The sequence below is a fragment of the Caballeronia sordidicola genome (genome assembly GCF_002220365.1).
GTDB lineage: Bacteria > Pseudomonadota > Gammaproteobacteria > Burkholderiales > Burkholderiaceae > Caballeronia > Caballeronia sordidicola_C.
In genome coordinates, this window is the sequence record NZ_MTHB01000290.1 from 37,215 (window position 1) to 55,667 (window position 18,453).

The following is an 18,453-nucleotide window of genomic DNA, read 5'->3' on the forward strand; positions in this document are numbered from 1 at the left end:
GAGCCGGTGGTCAGACTAGGGGCGGACGCATCCAATTTAACGTTCTTCCTTGATTTTTATCGACGGCGTGTCCCTGAGAAAGAGCGCCTGCAGGTCGTTGAGAAAATCTTGCCCGCGCTGCGTTGGCGCGATACGTTCTATGTCGCGCGTGATCAAGCCACGACGCTCGGCTTCGATCAGTCCCGATTCGATCGCGGACATCGCGAGTCCGGTCCGTTCGTTAAACGAATGCACCGGAAACCCTTCCACAAGCCGCAGCGTGTTCAGCATGAATTCGAACGGCAGCTCGCGCGGTCCAACCTCGTGCTCTTCCTGCACCGCCGCGCCGCCGAGCGCTTCATCCATGTACGTTCCCGGATGTTTGTAACGCACCTGGCGCACGATTTTCTGCGGAAACGACAGCTTGGTATGCGCGCCCGCACCAATGCCGAGATAGTCGCCGAAGCGCCAGTAGTTCAGGTTGTGCTGGCTCTTCCTGTGCGGTTTCGCATAGGCCGACACCTCGTAGCGCTCATAACCCGCTGAAGCCGTGCGCTCGTGAATCCAGTCCTGCATGTCGGCAGAAGCGTCGTCGTCGGGCACGGGCGGCGGGTACTTGGCGAACATCGTGTTCGGTTCGAGCGTCAGGTGATACAGCGACAAATGCGGCGGCGCGAAACTGATCGCGGTTTCAATATCTGCCCGGCATTCATCCAGCGTCTGCTTGGGCAGCGCGAACATCAGGTCGAGATTGAAGTTATCGAAGTTCCTTGCGGCTATTTCCACCGCCCGACGCGCTTGCGTTGCATCGTGAATGCGGCCGAGCGCCTTCAGGTGCTGCTCGTTGAAACTTTGAATGCCTATCGATAAACGGTTCACGCCGCTCGCCCGAAACTGCGCGAACTTCGCGGCTTCGAACGTGCCGGGGTTGGCTTCGAGCGTGATTTCGGCGTCGGCGTCGAGCGGCAGCAGCGCGCGTGCATCGGAGAGCAGGCGGTCCAGCCCTTTCGCCGACAGCAAACTGGGCGTCCCTCCGCCGATAAAAATTGTGTGCACCTGGCGGCCCCAGACCATCGGCAACGCGCGCTCGAGGTCAGCACGCAATGCATCGAGATAACGGTCCTCGGGAAACGTCTCGCCTTTCCATTCGTGCGAGTTGAAATCGCAATACGGGCATTTGCGCACGCACCACGGGAAATGCACGTACAACGACAGCGGCGGCAGCGACGTCAGCCGGATACTGCCCGGCGACGTGAACGCCTTGATAACGTTGATCGCCTGAGGGCCGCTTGAGCTGGCCGTCACGATAGTTCCTTCAACCGCGCCAGCAGGTGGCGCAGCGCAATCGCCCGATGGCTATTGGCGTTTTTCACGGCGGGATCGAGCTCGGCGGCGGTTTGTCCGAGCGACGGCACCAGGAAATGCGAGTCATAGCCAAAGCCGTTCGCCCCGCGCGGGGTATCGATGACTTCGCCGTGCCAGCGGCCTTCCGCAATCAGCGGTTCGGGATCGGCGGCATGACGCACCAGCACGAGTACGGAGAAGAAATACGCGCGCCGATCGGGTTCATTAGCGAGATCCTTCACGAGCCGCGCATTGTTCGCTGCATCACTTTTCTCTCCACCATTGACCAATTGCGCATAACGCGCGGAATACACGCCCGGCGCACCGCGCAACGCATGCACGCACAAGCCGGAGTCGTCGGCGAGGGCGGGCATTCCGGTCGCCGCCGATGCATGCCGCGCCTTCGCCAGCGCGTTTTCGACGAACGTCACGTGCGGTTCCTCGGCCTCGGACACGCCCAGTTCGCCCTGCGTCACGAGATCGATGCCAGCGGTGCTAAGCAGGGCTGCGAACTCGCGCAATTTGCCGGGGTTATTGGACGCGAGTACGACGCGTTTCAACGCGCGAGCGGAAGCAGAATCAGACACTGAGCAACTCCAGCGCGACCTTCTGCTTCGCGATCAATGTTTCGATACCGCTTTGCGCCAGATCCATCAGCGCGTTCATTTCGGCGCGCGTGAACGGTACGCCTTCGGCCGTTCCCTGTACTTCCACGAAACCGCCTGCGCCGGTCATCACGACGTTCATGTCGGTGTCGCACTGCGAGTCTTCGTCGTAGTCGAGATCGAGCACCGGCTGGCCGTTGTACACGCCGACCGAGATCGCCGCGACAAATTGATTGATCGGCGATTCCGCGATCTTGCCGGCGGCCAGCAGCTTGGTTACGGCATCGTGGGCCGCGACAAAGGCGCCCGTAATGCTTGCCGTGCGCGTGCCGCCGTCGGCCTGGATTACATCGCAGTCGATGTGCAGCGTGCGCGGGCCCAGCTTGTTGAGATCAAACACGGAGCGCAGCGCCCGCCCGATGAGGCGCTGGATTTCCTGCGTGCGTCCGGTTTGCTTGCCGCGCGCGGCTTCACGGTCGTTACGGGTGTTGGTGGCACGCGGCAGCATGCCGTATTCGGCAGTAAGCCAACCCTGATCACGGCCGCGCAGGAATTCGGGCACGCGCTCGGAAATGCTCGCGGTGCAGATTACTTTGGTATCGCCGAATTCGACGAGAACCGACCCTTCCGCATGCTTTGTGTAGTGCCGCGTGATGCGCACATCGCGCAATTGGCCCGGGATACGGCCGCTCGGGCGGTTGAACGGGGCGGACGGGTTCAGCGTGGAGTCGGTCATGGAGGAGGCAAAGTGAAAGAAACGCAATGAAAGGAGCTTGGGCGCTCGATAAAAAAAGCGTAAAAACCGCGCCAAAGTTCGAATTTTATCCGCAATCGGAGCGAGCGTCCGTCGCGGCGTCCCGTGTTGATCTGCGCGCGTCGCATTGCGGTATTGGGTTTCTCAAGGCCGGATCGGCAAAAATGGGATAATGCGAGCTTCCTCGCCCGGCCAACATTGCCTGCCATTTCGCGCAGCTTCATGCCGGGCGTTTCGAATCGAACTGGCCGTGCCGCGCGAGCAGCAAGCTACAAGCTACAAGCAGCAAGCAGCAAGCAGCAACAAGCGAGCAAGCAGCAAAGCCGCCACGGCCTTCAATCACGGACGCGACAATGATCTACAGCATGACAGGCTACGCCAGCGCAACGCGCGAAGTAGCGTCGGACGGCGCGGGCGCAAATGGCTCGGGCGTGGGTGTATCGGTGGAATTGCGTACGGTGAATTCGCGCTTCCTTGACATGAATTTCCGCATGCCCGAAGACGTGCGCGTCTGCGAGCCCCAATTGCGCGAAATGCTGATGAACAAGCTCTCGCGCGGCAAGGTCGATATCCGCATCAACCTGAATCGCGCAGAGCAGACCACCATTGCTGGCGTGCTCAATCGCGATGCGCTGTCGCAACTCGCGGCGCTCGAGCGCTCGGTGCTGGATATCTTCCCCGATGCCGAACGCATGCGTACCGGTGAAATCCTGCGCTGGCCAGGCATTTTGTCGGAGAGCGGTGTATCGGCGGAAACGCTGCGCGACGCGGTTCTGGCATGCGGCAAGCAGGCGATTGCTGAACTCATCGATGTCCGCGCCCGTGAAGGCGCCGCACTCGCCGCCGTGCTGATCGCGAACGTGACGGAAATGGAGGCTATCGTGGCAAAGGTCACGCCGCTCGTGCCGGAACTGATCACGAAGCATCAGCAGAAAATTGTCGAGCGTTTGCAGGACGCGTTGGGGATTGCGTCGCCGGAAGGCACGCAAACCAGCATCCCGCGCGAGGAAATCGCGGAGCGTATTCGCCAGGAAGTGACCATATACGGCATCCGTATCGATATCACCGAGGAATTGCAGCGCCTCTCCGCGCATCTGGCGGAAACGCGCCACGTGCTGCAAAAGGGCGGGAAAGTGGGCAAGCGGCTCGACTTCATGATGCAGGAGCTGAATCGCGAAGCGAACACGCTCGGGTCGAAGGCGGCTGCGAAAGAACTTGCGGATTCGTCGATGACACTCAAATTGCTCATCGAACAGATGCGCGAGCAAGTGCAAAACCTGGAGTGACGCTGCCATGAACGACGCACAACGCAACACCTACGCCGGCGTTTATCCGGGCAACCTGTTCATGGTCGTGGCGCCGTCGGGCGCGGGCAAGTCGACGCTGGTCAACGCGCTGCTCGCGCAGGACCAGGCGATCCGCCTGTCCGTGTCGTACACCACGCGCGAACCGCGTCCGGGCGAGCACAACGGCGTTCAATACCATTTCGCTTCCGTCGATGACTTCATGGCGCGCCACGCTGCCGGCGAGTTCCTCGAAAGTGCGGAAGTGCACGGCAACTACTACGCTACGTCACGCGTGTGGATTGAAGAGCAGATGAAAAGCGGCCACGACGTGCTGCTCGAAATCGATTGGCAAGGCGCGCAACAGGTCAAGAAACGCTTTCGCAATGCGGTGGAAATCTTCATCCTGCCGCCGTCGCTGGATGCGCTTGAAGAGCGTTTGAAGAAGCGTGGCCAGGACTCGCCGAACGTCATCGTGCGCCGTTTGCTGGCCGCCGGCAGCGAGATGGCGCATGCGCCGGAAGCGGAATATGTGCTGATCAACGAGAACTTCGAGCGCGCGCTCGGCGAATTGCAGTGTCTCGTTGCTGCCACACGGCTACGTTTCGGTTCACAGTACGCCCGTCATACGCAGTTGTTTGTCGAGTTAGGCATACACTCGCCGCACGCCGAGTGAACGGGGCTTTCCGGTCACATGCGGTAGAATGAAAAACATATCGAGAAGGAATCAACCATGGCCCGCATCACCGTCGAAGACTGTCTGAAAATGATCCCCAACCGCTTCGAGCTCGCGCTCGCGGCAACGTATCGCGCGCGCCAGCTCGCTCAAGGCCATACGCCGAAGATCGAAAGCCGCGACAAACCGACTGTTGTTGCGCTGCGCGAAATCGCAGCCGGCCAGGTCGGCGTCGAGATGCTGAAGAAGGTTCCGGTCTGATTACGGGTCCGGACGTCTACGCGCATTGTCACTAACCGCGTCAGCAAACCACGGAGGCGACCATGAATCCTGTTCCATCGTCCGTCTCTGTGGACCCGCATAACGACGTCCTCAGTACTGAGTCTCACGCTCAGAATCACGCTCAGAATCACGCGCACGATCATGACAACGCTCATGATGCTGATTCGCCGTCGGCGGCGCGCAAGTACATCGACGCAGTTCTCGAACAATCGTTTCGCCATCTGTTCGGGCCGACTGCCACCCCGGAAAAGCCGCGTCGCCACGACGTCGTTTCCATTGCGAAACTGACGACCGAGCTGGCCGCCTACCTTTCGCCGGAAGAAATCAAGCAGGTCAAGCTGGCTTTCCATTTCAGCGATGAAGCCCATCTTGGGCAATATCGCCAGAGTGGGGAGCCGTACATCACGCATCCGGTCGCGGTCGCGGAAATCTGCGCCAGCTGGAAACTCGACGATCAATCGATCATGGCGGCGTTGCTGCACGACGTGATCGAAGATCAGGGTGTGACGAAGACCGAGATTGCGGAACGGTTCGGGCCGAAGGTTGCAGAACTTGTCGATGGCTTGTCGAAGCTGGACAAGATGGAATTTCGCAATCGCGAGGAAGCGCAGGCGGAAAACTTCCGCAAGATGCTGCTCGCCATGGCGCGCGACGTCCGTGTGATTCTTGTCAAGCTGGCGGACCGGCTGCACAACATGCGTACGCTGGGTGCGGTGCCCCCGGAAAAACGGCGTCGCGTGGCACGTGAAACCATCGACATCTATGCGCCTATCGCGCATCGGCTTGGGTTGAACAACACGTATCGCGAACTGCAGGACCTGAGCTTCGCGAACTTCAATCCGCATAGGTACGCCACGCTCGAGCGCGCCGTGAAGGCCGCTCGCGGCAACCGGCGTGAAGTGGTGGGCAAGATCCTTGAAGCGGTCCAGCGCACGATCGCGGACGCGAAAATCAAGGCCGACGTGACCGGCCGCGAGAAAACCATCTTCAGCATTTACAAGAAGATGCGCGACAAGCAGTTGTCGTTCTCGCAAGTGCTCGACGTCTATGGCTTTCGCGTGGTCGTGGATACCGCGCTCGAATGTTATACGTGCATAGGCGCGCTGCACGCGCTCTACAAGCCGGTGCCGGGCAAGTTCAAGGATTACATCGCCATTCCGAAGGTGAACGGCTATCAGTCTTTGCACACCACGCTCGTCGGCCCGTTTGGCGCGCCCATTGAATTCCAGATCCGTACACGCAAGATGCACGAAATCGCCGAAGCAGGCGTGGCTGCGCATTGGCTTTACAAAAATGGCGGCGCGGATCTGAACGATGTGCAAAAGCGCGCTCACCAGTGGCTGAAGTCGCTACTCGATATTCAAAGCGAAGCCGGCGATTCCAGCGAATTCCTCGAGCACGTCAAGATCGACCTGTTCCCCGATGCGGTCTACGTGTTCACGCCCAAGTCGAAGATCATGCCGCTGCCACGTGGCGCGACGGCGTTGGATTTCGCGTATTCCATTCACAGCGACCTGGGCAATCAATGCGTCGCGGTGAAGATCAACAACGAGTTGCTGCCGCTGCGCACCGAGTTGAAGAGCGGCGATATCGTGGAAGTGATCACGGCGCCTTATTCGAAACCGAATCCCGCGTGGCTCGGTTTTGTGCGTACCGGCAAGGCGCGTTCAGCCATTCGCCACTATCTCAAGACCATGCGCTTGAACGAGTCCGTCCAACTGGGCGAACGGCTCGTCGATCAATGCCTTAAAGGTTATGGCCTGGCGTTGTCGGAAGTGACACCGGAAGCCTGGGAAAAGCTGGCGCAATGGACGGGCAACAAGAGCCGCCAGGAAATTTTCGCGGATATCGGCCTTGGCCGGCGCGTGGCAGCCGTGATGGCGAAGCGCATTGAAGTGCTGATGACCGGTCGTGACGACGATGATTCCCCGCGCGAGAGCTTCAGCACGAATACCGCGCCGCCGGTTGTGATCACCGGCACGGAAGGGATGTCGGTGCAGTTGTCTGCCTGTTGCCGCCCGATTCCCGGCGACGACATCATGGGTTACATTGGCATCGGGCTGGGCATGGCGATTCACACCACCGAATGCCGTGTGGCGCAGCGGATTCACAAGCGCGATCCGGGGCGTTGGATTGACGTGGCCTGGGCGCCGCAGCCGGGCCGTCTGTTCGATGTAGCCATCAAAGTGCTCGTCAGCACGTCGAAGGGCGTGTTCGCCCGCGTAGCGGCTGATATTACGTCTGCCGATGCCAACATTGTCCACATCGCCATGGACGAGGACGTGACGCAGGAATCCACCGTGCTGCGTTTCGTCATCCAGGTCAGCGATCGCGTGCATCTGGCGAACGTCATGCGGCGCGTGCGCACGAACCCGGACGTGATGCGCATCGCGCGTGAGCGGCCGAGTGATGAGCCGCATCATCGCAATACCGAAGGCGGCATGCGGATCGATCGCGAACGCGGCGATTATTAAAGCCTGGCGTTCGCCTCTTGGCGAGAGCGGCCGGCGGAGCCTGAGTCTGGGTCTGAGCTCGATTCGCCGCCGCTGAAAAACGACCTGCGTGCCTGTACCCATTCTGCGTACACAGGGGCACTTATGAAAACATCAGAACTGGAAGGCGCCGAGCTCGACTATTGGGTCGCGCGCGGGCTGCATGACTTCATCCGCGAAATTCATTTCACTGATGGCGGCCAGACGCTGTCCATCCGCGGCAATGACCGTGGCCGGGCTTGGGACGGGCGATTCCTGCCGTCGACGTCATGGGAGGCGGCCTCCGTTGTGCTGGAGCGCGCGTGCCGGCTGGAGATGAACGACCACGGACGGGGTGAAGTCGTGTGTACGGCGATATTCGGCAAGTCCGGTGTGCAAGTGGAGGGGCGCGGACCGTCGTTGCGTATCGCATTGCTGCGGGCGTTTCTGCTGCATGCGTTCGGTGACACGGTGGACGACGAGTTTCCGCATCGTTCACAAATGCTGCTCGGGGAACGGGCTGAGCTGCTGGGCGAGCAGAGCGCGGCGGCGACGGTTGAAGATGCGCCCCTGCCGGATGGACGTATCGGCGATATAGGGTCGACCGCGCGGCAGTAAGCGGGTTTGTGCGCTGGGCACGCGCCTTGGAAGCTTGGCCGAAGGGCTCACAACCAGTGCAGGGCCAGAAGAACCCTCGGGCCTCCTTACGGATTTCGCTGGTAAAACGTCCGCACAAACAAAAAGGGCCTTCCGTGAGGAAGGCCCTTCTAAAACTGGTGCGGCTGGCAGGATTCGAACCCACGACCCCTTGGTTCGTAGCCAAGTACTCTATCCATCTGAGCTACAGCCGCGCATGAAACAGGGTAATACAAAAAGCTGATGCAGGAAACGCTTGCCTGAAACAAAAAACTAAAACGCTCAACTAAAACGTTTTGAAGAAGTGGTGCGGCTGGCAGGATTCGAACCCACGACCCCTTGGTTCGTAGCCAAGTACTCTATCCATCTGAGCTACAGCCGCACGCGAGACCAAGAGTATAGCCAAGCTCTCCCAAAAAAGGAAGGGTTACGCCTTGATTTCTGTAATGCCGATCTCCTTCGTGTTACCTTGCACAGGAGCTATCTCGCTCCTCTTCACGTTATTTTGAGCGGTTTGCACCATGAACAAAGCATTTGTAAAGGAATCAGACGAGAGCGACGAAGATCTCGACCTCGAGCAACCCGCGGGCGTTCCCCCTGGCACCAAGAACTACATCACGCCGGCGGGGCACCAGCGTCTGCGCGACGAGCTGCTGCATTTGCTGGACGTTGAGCGGCCGGATGTCGTGAAACTGCTCTCGTGGGCGGCGTCCAATGGCGACCGGTCGGAGAACGGCGACTACATCTACGGCAAGCGGCGCTTGCGAGAGATTGACCGGCGGATTCGCTTCCTGACCAAGCGGCTCGACAAGGCGGAAGTGGTAGACAGCAGCCGGCAGGAAAACGTCGACCAGGTGTTTTTCGGTGCAACGGTGAATTACGCCGGTGACGATGGAGAAGTGCACACGGTGACCGTCGTGGGCGTGGACGAAGTGAATCTGGATGTCGGACACGTGAGCTGGATTTCACCTATCGCCCGCGCCTTGCTCAAGGCCAAGGTCGGCGATACGGTCACGCTGCACACGCCTGCTGGCAACCAGCAGATCGATATCCTCGATGTGCATTATCCGGCGAAGTCCTGAGCCATTTCATCTGAAGCAATAACGTCAGGAACCTCAGGACGAAAAAAAGGCGCCGCAAGCGGCGCCTTTTTCACATCGGTACAGCCTTGAACAAGACTTAGAAGCGGTGACGAATGCCAACCGTTGCAGAGACTTGGTTCGGGGTCGACGACATGCCTACGCCGTTGATCGGAGCGCCAATGCCGCTGTCGCCCAGGTCGAGTGCGTGAACGTATTCGCCTTGCAGGTACACGTCCGTGCGCTTCGACAGCGAATAAGCGGTTTGCAGGCTGAACTGATGGAACGACGGCTTTTCGCCATCAAGACGAGCATCGGTGTACGTGTATGCGCCTGCCAGGCTCAGGGCCGGGGTCAGGGCATAGTGGGCGTTCAGCTCATAGTTGTTGAAGCGAGCGTAGTTGCCAATCGCGATGTTGCCCGTGTTCCCAACCGTAGCACCGTTGATGCTTGCTGCATCTTCAAGCTTGGTTTGCGTGAACACGAAACCAACCGTTGCCGGGCCGAACGCGTAGTTCAAGCCAGCGCCGAACGTGCGTTGCAGACCTGCGTTGAACGTGTTGTCGCCAGCAACAGCGCCGTTGGCGTTGTTGATTGCGCCAGCCGTAATGTTGTTGTTCAGTTGCAAGTAAGCTGCAGCAATGTTCAACGGGCCGTAGTTGTACGACGCACCAACGCTGTACGAGCGGTTGTTCGCGAAACCATCAGCCTGGTTCGAGAAACCATACAACGCGCCGAACTTGAAGCCGGCGTAGTTCGCGCTCTGGTACTTGACCGAGTTGTTGATACGGAACGAGTTGTCGAGGTTGTCGTTGTCGAACGGGTGCGCGAACTGCGTGCCACCGTATTGCGTGCCGGTCAGAGCCAACGGGCCGAGATAGTCGACCACGGAGTCATACTGACGACCCAACGTAACGGTACCGAACTGGTTGCTCGACAAACCAACGAAGGCTTGACGGCCGAACTCACGACCTTGCTGGCCGAGCGTACCGTTAGCAATGCTGAAGCCGTTTTCCAACGTGAAGATTGCCTTCAGGCCACCGCCGAGGTCTTCAGAGCCGCGCAGGCCCCAACGGCTGCCGTTCACGGCGCCGCTCGTCATCTTGAAGTTATGTGAACCGTTTTGATTGTTCGTGTACGTCAGGCCAGCATCGATCAAACCGTACAACGTCACGCTGCTTTGAGCATGAGCGGCGGTTGCAAATACGCCCGACAGGGCGGCGACCATGAGAGTCTTTTTCATCTTTGTAACTCCGAGAGCAGTTTGGGTCTGACAACCCAGGCTTGAAGGAAACCTTCACTCCGACGCGCTGCGAGAGGCGCTGTCAGGTGATTTCATGTGCCAACAGAAGACACAGTCGTTTCCGGACCAGACGAAGTGTAAAGACGGTGTTACAGAGATGGCATTCCGATTTACGCAATAAAGTATTCTGCGATCGGCAATGATTAAGAAATGCAATCTAAGCCTTTACTGGCAAGGCTTTGCGGGGGAAAGGCGGGGATAAGTCTGACGTGTCAACAGGGCTTCGTTGCGCAATTGCTACATGCGCTATCGTTAAAATACAACGCCAATAATCCTAGATGTCGATTGTTGACGGAACAGCAATAGATGATTGCCGGATCTGTTGATGATTACCAGTTGGCGTGCCGTTATACTTTAATCGCTGCTTTCCGAAGCAGACTTTTTCGTTGACGGAAAAGATCTCCAAACCTTGTCGGCGCGACTTCCCAGTCGCGCTTTTTTTTTGCCTGAACGGGCTCAATGCTCGAAGCCTGTTGCAGGCACTGTTCACTTAGATAGCCGCTTCCAGCTCTTCTTCCGACATCGCCTCAGCTTCATTCCCAACTTCGGGTGATTTCGCTTCGTCGTTGCTATCGAATGTCAGCAAACTCGATACTGTCCAGTCTTCCATCACATAACGGCGTGCATCCATTGGCGATGACAGCAGGTTCTGCCAATGATCGCCATGCCATGCCGGATCGAAATCCAGAGCTGAATGCGATTCCATGACTGCTTGGGGCGCTACCAGAGTCCTGATCCACGAAAACATGCTTTTGAGTTCGGTCGTCAAAGCAATGACCTCCTTTAAAGTGCTTGCGGTACTCTTTCATGATGCCGATAGCTCATTTCGGTAACAAGACTCGTAAACGCTTACGATTCGATAGGAACAGTTACAAGCTGAGTAAATATTTCCTTTTGACGGATATAGATGGCTCAATCCGGAAATATTACGACCGGTTGTTCTCTTTTCAGCAGTCGTGATTCGAGAGCATGCGGACTGACGTTCTATGCGCTTCCGGTGCGTCGAGCGGGCTTCGTGGCTGGGAACGGCCTGGAACCGCCGGCGCTCTAATAGACGTGAGCTAAAATGCGCGATCGATACGCCTTTCTTCTGCGCGGATCGCGTCCATTCCTCTTTTAGCGGTCAGCGCTGTGCTTCCAATCCTTACTAATAGTGTTAGTTCAGAACCGTTGGTGTTCGTCGATCTCGAAACCACGGGCGGGACCTTTGGCGTGGATCGCATTACTGAAATCGGCGTGGTCGAAATCGGGCCGGCCGGCGTGACGCAGTGGAGCTCGCTCGTCAATCCGCAGCAGCCGATTCCGTTCTTTATCCAGCAACTCACCGGTATCAGCGATTCGATGGTGCGCAACGCGCCGACGTTCGATGCGATCGCGCATGATCTGCTGGCCCGCCTCGACGGGCGGCTATTTATTGCCCACAACGCGCGGTTCGATCACGGCTTCCTGCGCAGCGAGTTCAAACGGGTCGGCATCAAGTTCCAGCCTGACGTGTTGTGCACCGTTCAGTTGTCGCGCGCCATCTATCCTGCGCAACGTCGGCATGGGCTTGATGCGCTGATCGAGCGGCACGCGCTGGTGCCTGCGGCGCGCCACCGCGCACTTGCCGACGCCGATCTGCTCTGGCAATTCTGGCAGCACCTGCATCGCGCATTTTCCACCGACGTCCTGCACGGCTATATAGGACAGGTTGCCCGGCGCTTCCGGCTTGCCGGCGATATCGACGAGGACACTATTGAACAGATTCCGGCCGGCTGCGGCATCTACGTGTTTTATGGCGAGGACGATGTGCCGCTGTATGTTGGACGAAGCGTGCGCTTGCGCCAGCGCGTGCGTGCGCATCTGTCGGGTGTGAAACGCTCGGCGAAGGATCTGCGGCTCGCGGAACTCATCCGGCGTGTGGAGTGGACCGCGACGGGCGGCGAGATCGGCGCGATGCTGGTGGAAGGGCGCTCCATTGCACGGTTGCGTCCTGCGCATAACCGGCAGTCCAAAGCGCGTCGCGATGACCCGAGCCAGGCGCCCTGGACCTACCCTGGCGCCATTGCAATAGAAGAAACGGACGCCGCAACCAGCGCGCGGGTCTGGCATGTTGTCGATGCCTGGCAGTATTTCGGCATGGCGGGGTCGCTCGACGAAGCCGCGCAACTGCGCGCGGCAGCGCCTGCGGCATGCTTCGAGTTATCGACGTACCGGATTCTCAGCGAACGTCTGTCGCGCGGACTGACAATCGTGCCGCTCGCAGCCACGGCTTGCCTGTCAGGCGAGCCGGTATTAGCCGACCGCGTCTAGCCGACCGCGCCCACGCCACCCGACTCGCACACGTGCGACAACGCGCGCGTGAGCGGTGCATTCTGGGCGGAATCGTAGCGGGTGAGATGTTTCCAGCGCGCAATGCTGTCGGCCAGCCGCAGCGGGCAATCGTCGGCATGGCGCAACGGCTCCACGCCGGCTAGCGCCGAGAGTAACGCGTTGGTGACGCTATCGAGCTTCGGCCGGGTATCGTGGGCGAGGTCCGGTGGCGTTCCTTCGGGCGCACGTGACTTCCGCCAGTTATCGAAGAGGGCGTTCTGCACGTCTTTGCTCGCCTCGATCTGATCGCGAAAGAAAAGCTGCGCAAACGCCGGATCGATGCCGGCGGATTTCGCGCGGCTATCGATAACGGCCAGCAACGCGGCCTCACGAGGTTGATCGGTGATGGGCTCGTGATGCGCCCATTTCCAGCGCGCGACCGGCTCGGCGAGCGCCAGCCGTTGTGACGACAACGCAATGATATTGGTGAAAGGCGTGTCGTCGCCATCAGCGAGAGCCGCCGAGGAACAAGCGGTGATGGCAATAACACAGGCAGCCAGGCAAGCTTTGGCGCGGAGAACTTGCAGAAGGGAATGGCGAAGCATGAATACCGGAGCCAGATCGAGAAAGCCGCAGCTTAACGTATGACGTGCAGTATGGCGCAGGGCGCGCGACGGGTGATCATAGGCGATCATGAAACGCGCCGCGCTCGTGGCGCTATAAGGTGTAACCGGCCGTGCTATTCCGGTCGTGTTATTAATAGCCGCGTGCCAATCCGGCGTTGCTGCAAAGATATGCTCCAACGATCAAGCGTGCGGACCCCTTGGCTCGCACAACATCTGCAAACACCGTGGGCGTGCTGCGCACTTCGGCAATTACTTCGGGTCGCACAGGTTACGTTGTTCGTCGAAGAATGCCCGCACATACTCAGGCAACTCTGCGAGGAATTCGACCCCGACCGGTTCTTGATCCGGACATTGCACCTTGTCGGGCGTCGGGATTTTTGTCGGCTTGGCGTCCATCATTTTCTCTCCTTGTATAGGTCGATTATCAATCTCGACTCTGGCTTCGCGCTAGCGTCGAATGCGCGGCTGCTGCATTTCCACGTTTCTGTGTTGCTTTAACGGAACACCTTTGGCGTGACTTAAGGCTGTGATAATCATCGTTTAGCAGCCGATATTTTTCCGCACCTCAGGATGCGTTCGCCAACTAATTTCTCCAGCCACTTCCACTGATTAACTGGACGCTCGCTTATTGCCAATCTTTGCAGGCGCCTGTTGGCGGCAGCGGCTAATATTTCGCAAGTCACTTCAAAGCACACGGTTGTCTCCCAGGCCGTTTTTGTATCGAAAACGCGAACCGTTGCTTAAAAGCGAGCCCTCTCATTAGTGATAACGGCACGATTCACTTGTGGTTGACCGTTTTATCTATCTTTAAAAAAATTTAACGTTTTGCTATGTCTGAAAGCGCACGTATTCATGCAAACGAATGTTCGCAAATCACGCGAGAGAAAAGCATCGAGGATGCGACGAGAAGTTTATGAATTGCGCTCACTTAAAGTTTCACTTTAAGTACATGAACTTATCGATTGATCTTAAAGATTATTTTTGAGAGGAAGCGGAAAATTAAAAAACCCGCGAAGCCTGGAGGCGACGCGGGTTTCTTGAAATGAAGCTTGGTGCCGGAAAGAGGAATCGAACCCCCGACCTTCGCATTACGAATGCGCTGCTCTACCGTCTGAGCTATTCCGGCATCAGAGAAACGAGATTATAAGGACCTTCCGGCGAGTTTGGCAACACCCTACGGTCAATTAATTTCCGAGTGATAGCGCGTCACGCGGTCGACCTCGTTTTTCGATCCGAGGAACACCGGCACGCGCTGATGCAGGTTGGTCGGAACGATGTCGAGGATACGTTGTTCGCCATCCGTCGCAGCGCCGCCGGCCTGTTCGACGATGAAGGCCATCGGGTTCGCTTCGTACAACAGGCGCAGCTTGCCCGGACGATCGGGCGTGCGTTTGTCGGCGGGGTACATGAACACGCCGCCGCGGTTCAGGATGCGGTGCACGTCCGCGACCATCGACGCGATCCAGCGCATGTTGAAGTCGTCCTTGCGCGGGCCGTCCTTGCCTTCATTCAGCTCGTTCACATATTTTTGCACCGGTTCGTACCAGTGGCGGCTATTCGACGCGTTGATTGCGTACTCGCGCGTGTCGGCGGGAATCTGCATGTTGCTGTGCGTGAGCACCCACGAGCCCAGCTCGCGATCGAGCGTGAAGCAGTTCACGCCGTACCCGGTGGTCAGCACGAACACGGTCTGCGGACCATAGACTGCATAACCAGCCGCAACCTGCGCCGAGCCCGGCTGCATGAATGCCTGTTCGCTCGGCTCCATGCCGTCCGGGCATCGGAGCACTGAAAAGATGGTGCCGATAGACACGTTCACGTCGATATTCGACGAGCCGTCGAGTGGATCGAACGTGAGCAAATAGTTGCCCTTTGGATAGCGGTTCGGAATGGGGAAAATCTTTTCCATTTCTTCCGATGCCATCGCGGCCAGGTTGCCGCCCCATTCGTTGGCTTCGAGCAGGATTTCGTTCGAGAGAATATCGAGTTTTTTCTGCACTTCGCCTTGAACGTTCTCGCTGCCGGCGGTGCCCAGCGCTTCACCCAACGCGCCCTTGCTCACTTGATAGCCGATCTGTTTGCATGCGCGTGCAATCACTTCGATCAACAGCCGAAGGTCCGCGGGAAGGTTTTGATGTTCCCGCTGCTGCTCGATCAGATACTTGGTCAGCGTCGTGCGGCGGGAAATAGATGAGGGGGTCGACATTGCGTTGGGCTCCAGGAGCGTTAGACGAATGCCTCAGATTCTACCCGCTCGGAATGTGTCTCCCGATGTCACAGGAATGTGGCGCACGTTTAACGGGTTGCGCCGAGGCGCGTTCCGGCTGATTTTCGAGACGCTCTCGCAAAAAACCGGCGCCGCAGCGCCGGTTTCCGTGGGCCGAAATAAGGATTGAACGCTTAGCCGAGCGCTTTTTCCACAATCTCGCGTACATCGCGTGATTTCACCTTCGACGCCACCTCTTCCAGCGCCGCATGCGCCTTTTCGCTCAGGGCCGGCGTGTAGCGACGCCATTGTTCCAGCGTGCGAGCCAGGCGCGCAGCCACCTGAGGGTTCATTGCGTCGAGCGCCGCGACCTGCTCGGCCCAGAACGCGTACCCGGAACCATCCGCTGCGTGGAATTGCGCGGGATTCGCACCGCAGAAGCTGAAAATCAGCGAGCGGGCGCGATTCGGATTTTTCAGCGTGAACGCCGGGTGTTGCATCAGCTTGCGCACGATGTCGAGCACATTGCGCTTCGGTCCACCGCGTTGCGTGGCTTGCAGCGCAAACCATTTGTCGATGACGAGCGGCTCTTTCTCGAAGCGTTGGTAGAAGTCGCTGAGCGCGGCGTCCGCGACGCTGGTATCGACGGAACCTGACGCGCCCGCCGTCAGCAACGCGGACAACGCAGCCGACCGGTCCGTCATGTTGTTCGCGGCGTCGTACTGGGCGCTCGCCAGTTCGATGGCGCGGGCGGGGTCGTCGAGCTGGCTCAGGTAGGCGAGGGCAAGATTCTTCAGCCCGCGCTTGCCGGCGTCATCTGGCGTCGCTCGATACTCGCCCGGCGTGCGGTTCGCTTCGTACACGGCGAGCCAGCGCTCGCGCAGGCCCGTGGCGAGGCGACGGCTGACGAACACGCGTGCCGCGTGAACGGCAGCGGGGTCGGACACCGCCATCTGCTCTGCAAGATATCCCTCGGATGGCAACATCAGCGCCAGTTCCTGGAATGCCGGCGTAAGCGTGGTGTCGTCGAGTACCTGAGCGAATGCGGATACCACTTGGTCGTCGAGCGTCAGTTCCTCACCTTTCGATGCCCGATCCGCCAGCGCAAGCAGTTCACGGGTGGCGAGGCGCTGGCCGGCTTCCCATCGATTGAACGGGTCGCTGTCATGAGCCAGCAAAAACGCGAGCTGCTCGTTGGTGTAGTCGTAATCAACCACCACCGGTGCCGAGAAATTGCGCAGCAACGAGGGCAACGGCTCTTCGGCGACATCGGCGAACGTGAAGGTTTGTTCCTGTTCCGTGAATTCCAGTACGCGCGTGGTGCCTTGCGGTTCTTTCTCGCCCTCGAGTTTCAGTGGCAGGTCGGCTCCGCTCTTGCCGATCAGGCCGACCGAGAACGGAATCAGCAGTGGCCCCTTCTGCGTCGCGCGCGCGGCTTCGGACGCTTCGCCGTACCCTTGCGTGAGCGTCAGCGTGTAACGCTTGGTGGCTGCGTCGTAGCGCGTGCGTACGGTGATGCGGGGCGTGCCCGCCTGGCTGTACCAGCGCTCGAATTGCGCCAGGTCGCGGCCGTTCGCGTCGGCCATTGCGTGGCGGAAGTCGTCGCAGGTGACCGCTTGGCCATCGTGGCGCTGGAAATACAGGTCCATGCCGCGCCGGAAACCGTCGCGCCCAAGCAGCGTCTGATACATGCGCACGACTTCCGAGCCTTTTTCATAGACGGTCATCGTGTAGAAGTTGTTGATCTCCACGTAGCTTTCGGGGCGCACCGGGTGCGCCATTGGACCCGCGTCCTCGGCGAACTGCATCTGGCGCAGCACGCGCACGTCGTCAATCCGTTTGGTGGCACGGGCCGCGTCGCTGGCCGCGCCTGGTTCGAGTCCGGCAGCCATGTCGGCGGAGAATTCCTGGTCGCGGAACACGGTCAGGCCTTCTTTCAGGCTCAACTGGAACCAGTCGCGGCAGGTCACGCGGTTGCCCGTCCAGTTGTGGAAGTACTCATGGCCGACCACCGCTTCAATGTTGCTGAAATCCACGTCCGTAGCCGTTTCGGGATTCGCGAGCACGTACTTTGTATTGAAGATGTTCAAGCCCTTGTTTTCCATCGCGCCCATGTTGAAGTCGCTCACGGCGACGATCATGAAACGATCCAGGTCGAGCTCCAGCCCAAAGCGGCGTTCGTCCCATTCGATGGAATGAACCAGCGAATCCATGGCGTGTTGGGTCTTGTCGAGATCGTGAGGTTCGACCCAGACCTGCAGCAGTTTTTCCTTCCCCGAACCGGTCTTCATGCGCTGCTCGAGCTTGACGAGCTTGCCCGCCACCAGTGCGAACAGATAGCTTGGTTTCTTGAACGGGTCTTCCCATCGCGCAAAGTGCCGGCCATTTTCCAGATCACCTTCTTCGATCAGGTTGCCGTTTGACAACAGCACCGGGTACGCTTCCTTGTCCGCCCGCAGCGTGACCGTGTACGTGGCCATGACATCGGGGCGGTCAAGGAAATAGGTGATGCGCCGAAAGCCCTCGGCCTCACATTGCGTAAAGAAATTGCCGCCCGATACATACAGGCCCGACAAAGTCGTGTTCGCGGCAGCGTTGCACTCGCTTTCCAGCGTCAATTCAAACGCGTCGGGAATATTGCTTACCGACAAACCGTTCTCAGTGACCCGGACATTCGCATGCGGGCGCCCGTCCAGCGTGGCGCCAATGAACTCCATCTGCTCACCGAGCAACTCCAGCGTCGACGCAGGCGCGGCGTCCGGGTTGCGGCGCAGGCGCATGGTGTTGCGCACTACCGTGCGGTCGGGGACGAGGTCGAATTCGAGCGCGACGGTTTCAATCAGGAATGCAGGCGGCGTGTAGTCGGCACGGCGGATTACGGCAGGTGCGGTCGAGTTGGACATGGCGGTTCTGATTG

16 protein-coding genes and 3 tRNA genes are annotated in these 18,453 nt (G+C 59.0%); 7 read left to right on the plus strand and 12 right to left on the minus strand.

Annotation, left to right across the window (positions count from 1 at the left end; genetic code table 11):
• Window positions 1-36: 36 nt before the first annotated feature.
• From hemW to rph, 3 genes are read right to left on the minus strand one after another with little or no spacing between them, the layout of a single operon-like run.
• A complete protein-coding gene (hemW, locus tag BSU04_RS42550) occupies window positions 37-1,284 on the minus strand; it encodes a radical SAM family heme chaperone HemW (protein WP_256983896.1) in 1,248 nt (415 codons plus the stop codon).
• Complete coding sequence (gene rdgB, locus BSU04_RS42555) at window positions 1,281-1,910, minus strand: RdgB/HAM1 family non-canonical purine NTP pyrophosphatase (protein WP_089166186.1); 630 nt, start codon at window positions 1,908-1,910, stop codon at window positions 1,281-1,283. Before rdgB ends, hemW begins: the two co-directional genes overlap by 4 nt.
• Window positions 1,903-2,649 carry a ribonuclease PH gene (gene rph / locus BSU04_RS42560; RefSeq protein WP_256983904.1) on the minus strand — a complete coding sequence of 249 codons (747 nt, stop codon included), beginning with the start codon at window positions 2,647-2,649 and terminating at the stop codon, window positions 1,903-1,905. Before rph ends, rdgB begins: the two co-directional genes overlap by 8 nt.
• Before the next feature lie 386 nt (window positions 2,650-3,035).
• Here rph and BSU04_RS42565 point away from each other — a divergent pair, with 386 nt between their 5' ends.
• The 5 genes from BSU04_RS42565 to BSU04_RS42585 all read left to right on the plus strand — a co-directional run bounded on the left by BSU04_RS42565 (window position 3,036) and on the right by BSU04_RS42585 (window position 8,012).
• Window positions 3,036-3,968 (plus strand): YicC/YloC family endoribonuclease, encoded by a 933-nt coding sequence (locus BSU04_RS42565; RefSeq protein ID WP_089166188.1) that lies wholly within the window; start codon window positions 3,036-3,038, stop codon window positions 3,966-3,968.
• 7 nt (window positions 3,969-3,975) lie between these two features.
• A complete protein-coding gene (gene gmk, locus BSU04_RS42570; protein WP_089166189.1) occupies window positions 3,976-4,641 on the plus strand; it encodes a guanylate kinase in 666 nt (221 codons plus the stop codon).
• A 57-nt stretch (window positions 4,642-4,698) separates the two neighbouring features.
• On the plus strand, window positions 4,699-4,902 hold the full coding sequence (gene rpoZ, locus BSU04_RS42575; RefSeq protein WP_031359151.1) for a DNA-directed RNA polymerase subunit omega: 204 nt from the start codon (window positions 4,699-4,701) through the stop codon (window positions 4,900-4,902).
• 62 nt (window positions 4,903-4,964) lie between these two features.
• Window positions 4,965-7,397 (plus strand): RelA/SpoT family protein, encoded by a 2,433-nt coding sequence (locus tag BSU04_RS42580; protein WP_089166190.1) that lies wholly within the window; start codon window positions 4,965-4,967, stop codon window positions 7,395-7,397.
• A 123-nt stretch (window positions 7,398-7,520) separates the two neighbouring features.
• Complete coding sequence (locus tag BSU04_RS42585; protein WP_089166191.1) at window positions 7,521-8,012, plus strand: phage protein NinX family protein; 492 nt, start codon at window positions 7,521-7,523, stop codon at window positions 8,010-8,012.
• Between the two features lie 156 nt (window positions 8,013-8,168).
• Here BSU04_RS42585 and BSU04_RS42590 read toward each other — a convergent pair.
• A tRNA-Arg gene (locus BSU04_RS42590) sits at window positions 8,169-8,245 on the minus strand.
• Between the two features lie 90 nt (window positions 8,246-8,335).
• A tRNA-Arg gene (locus BSU04_RS42595) sits at window positions 8,336-8,412 on the minus strand.
• Between the two features lie 139 nt (window positions 8,413-8,551).
• Between BSU04_RS42595 and greB the strand changes: the two genes are divergently transcribed.
• The gene (gene greB, locus BSU04_RS42600) at window positions 8,552-9,112 is read left to right on the plus strand and encodes a transcription elongation factor GreB (RefSeq protein ID WP_089166192.1); all 561 of its coding nucleotides are present in this window, start codon (window positions 8,552-8,554) and stop codon (window positions 9,110-9,112) included.
• A 97-nt stretch (window positions 9,113-9,209) separates the two neighbouring features.
• Here greB and BSU04_RS42605 read toward each other — a convergent pair whose 3' ends face one another.
• Window positions 9,210-10,352: a porin gene (locus BSU04_RS42605; RefSeq protein ID WP_089166193.1), complete on the minus strand. Its 1,143-nt coding sequence runs from the start codon at window positions 10,350-10,352 to the stop codon at window positions 9,210-9,212.
• 550 nt (window positions 10,353-10,902) lie between these two features.
• Window positions 10,903-11,160 carry a hypothetical protein gene (locus BSU04_RS48420; protein ID WP_256983905.1) on the minus strand — a complete coding sequence of 86 codons (258 nt, stop codon included), beginning with the start codon at window positions 11,158-11,160 and terminating at the stop codon, window positions 10,903-10,905.
• Between the two features lie 425 nt (window positions 11,161-11,585).
• Between BSU04_RS48420 and BSU04_RS42615 the strand changes: the two genes are divergently transcribed.
• The gene (locus BSU04_RS42615) at window positions 11,586-12,704 is read left to right on the plus strand and encodes an exonuclease domain-containing protein (protein WP_256983897.1); all 1,119 of its coding nucleotides are present in this window, start codon (window positions 11,586-11,588) and stop codon (window positions 12,702-12,704) included.
• Here BSU04_RS42615 and BSU04_RS42620 read toward each other — a convergent pair.
• The 5 genes from BSU04_RS42620 to pepN all read right to left on the minus strand — a co-directional run bounded on the left by BSU04_RS42620 (window position 12,701) and on the right by pepN (window position 18,439).
• Window positions 12,701-13,309, minus strand: a complete 609-nt coding sequence (locus tag BSU04_RS42620; protein WP_089166239.1) for a chorismate mutase — start codon at window positions 13,307-13,309, stop codon at window positions 12,701-12,703. The genes BSU04_RS42615 and BSU04_RS42620 overlap by 4 nt on opposite strands.
• A 270-nt stretch (window positions 13,310-13,579) precedes the next feature.
• On the minus strand, window positions 13,580-13,729 hold the full coding sequence (locus BSU04_RS46950) for a hypothetical protein (protein WP_160172473.1): 150 nt from the start codon (window positions 13,727-13,729) through the stop codon (window positions 13,580-13,582).
• Window positions 13,730-14,380: 651 nt separating this feature from the next.
• Window positions 14,381-14,456: transfer RNA gene (locus BSU04_RS42625), tRNA-Thr, on the minus strand.
• 54 nt (window positions 14,457-14,510) lie between these two features.
• Window positions 14,511-15,536, minus strand: coding sequence for a class 1 fructose-bisphosphatase (locus BSU04_RS42630; protein ID WP_089166195.1), 1,026 nt, complete (start codon window positions 15,534-15,536; stop codon window positions 14,511-14,513).
• A 194-nt stretch (window positions 15,537-15,730) separates the two neighbouring features.
• A complete protein-coding gene (gene pepN / locus BSU04_RS42635) occupies window positions 15,731-18,439 on the minus strand; it encodes an aminopeptidase N (RefSeq protein WP_089166196.1) in 2,709 nt (902 codons plus the stop codon).
• Between the last annotated feature and the right edge of the window lie 14 nt (window positions 18,440-18,453).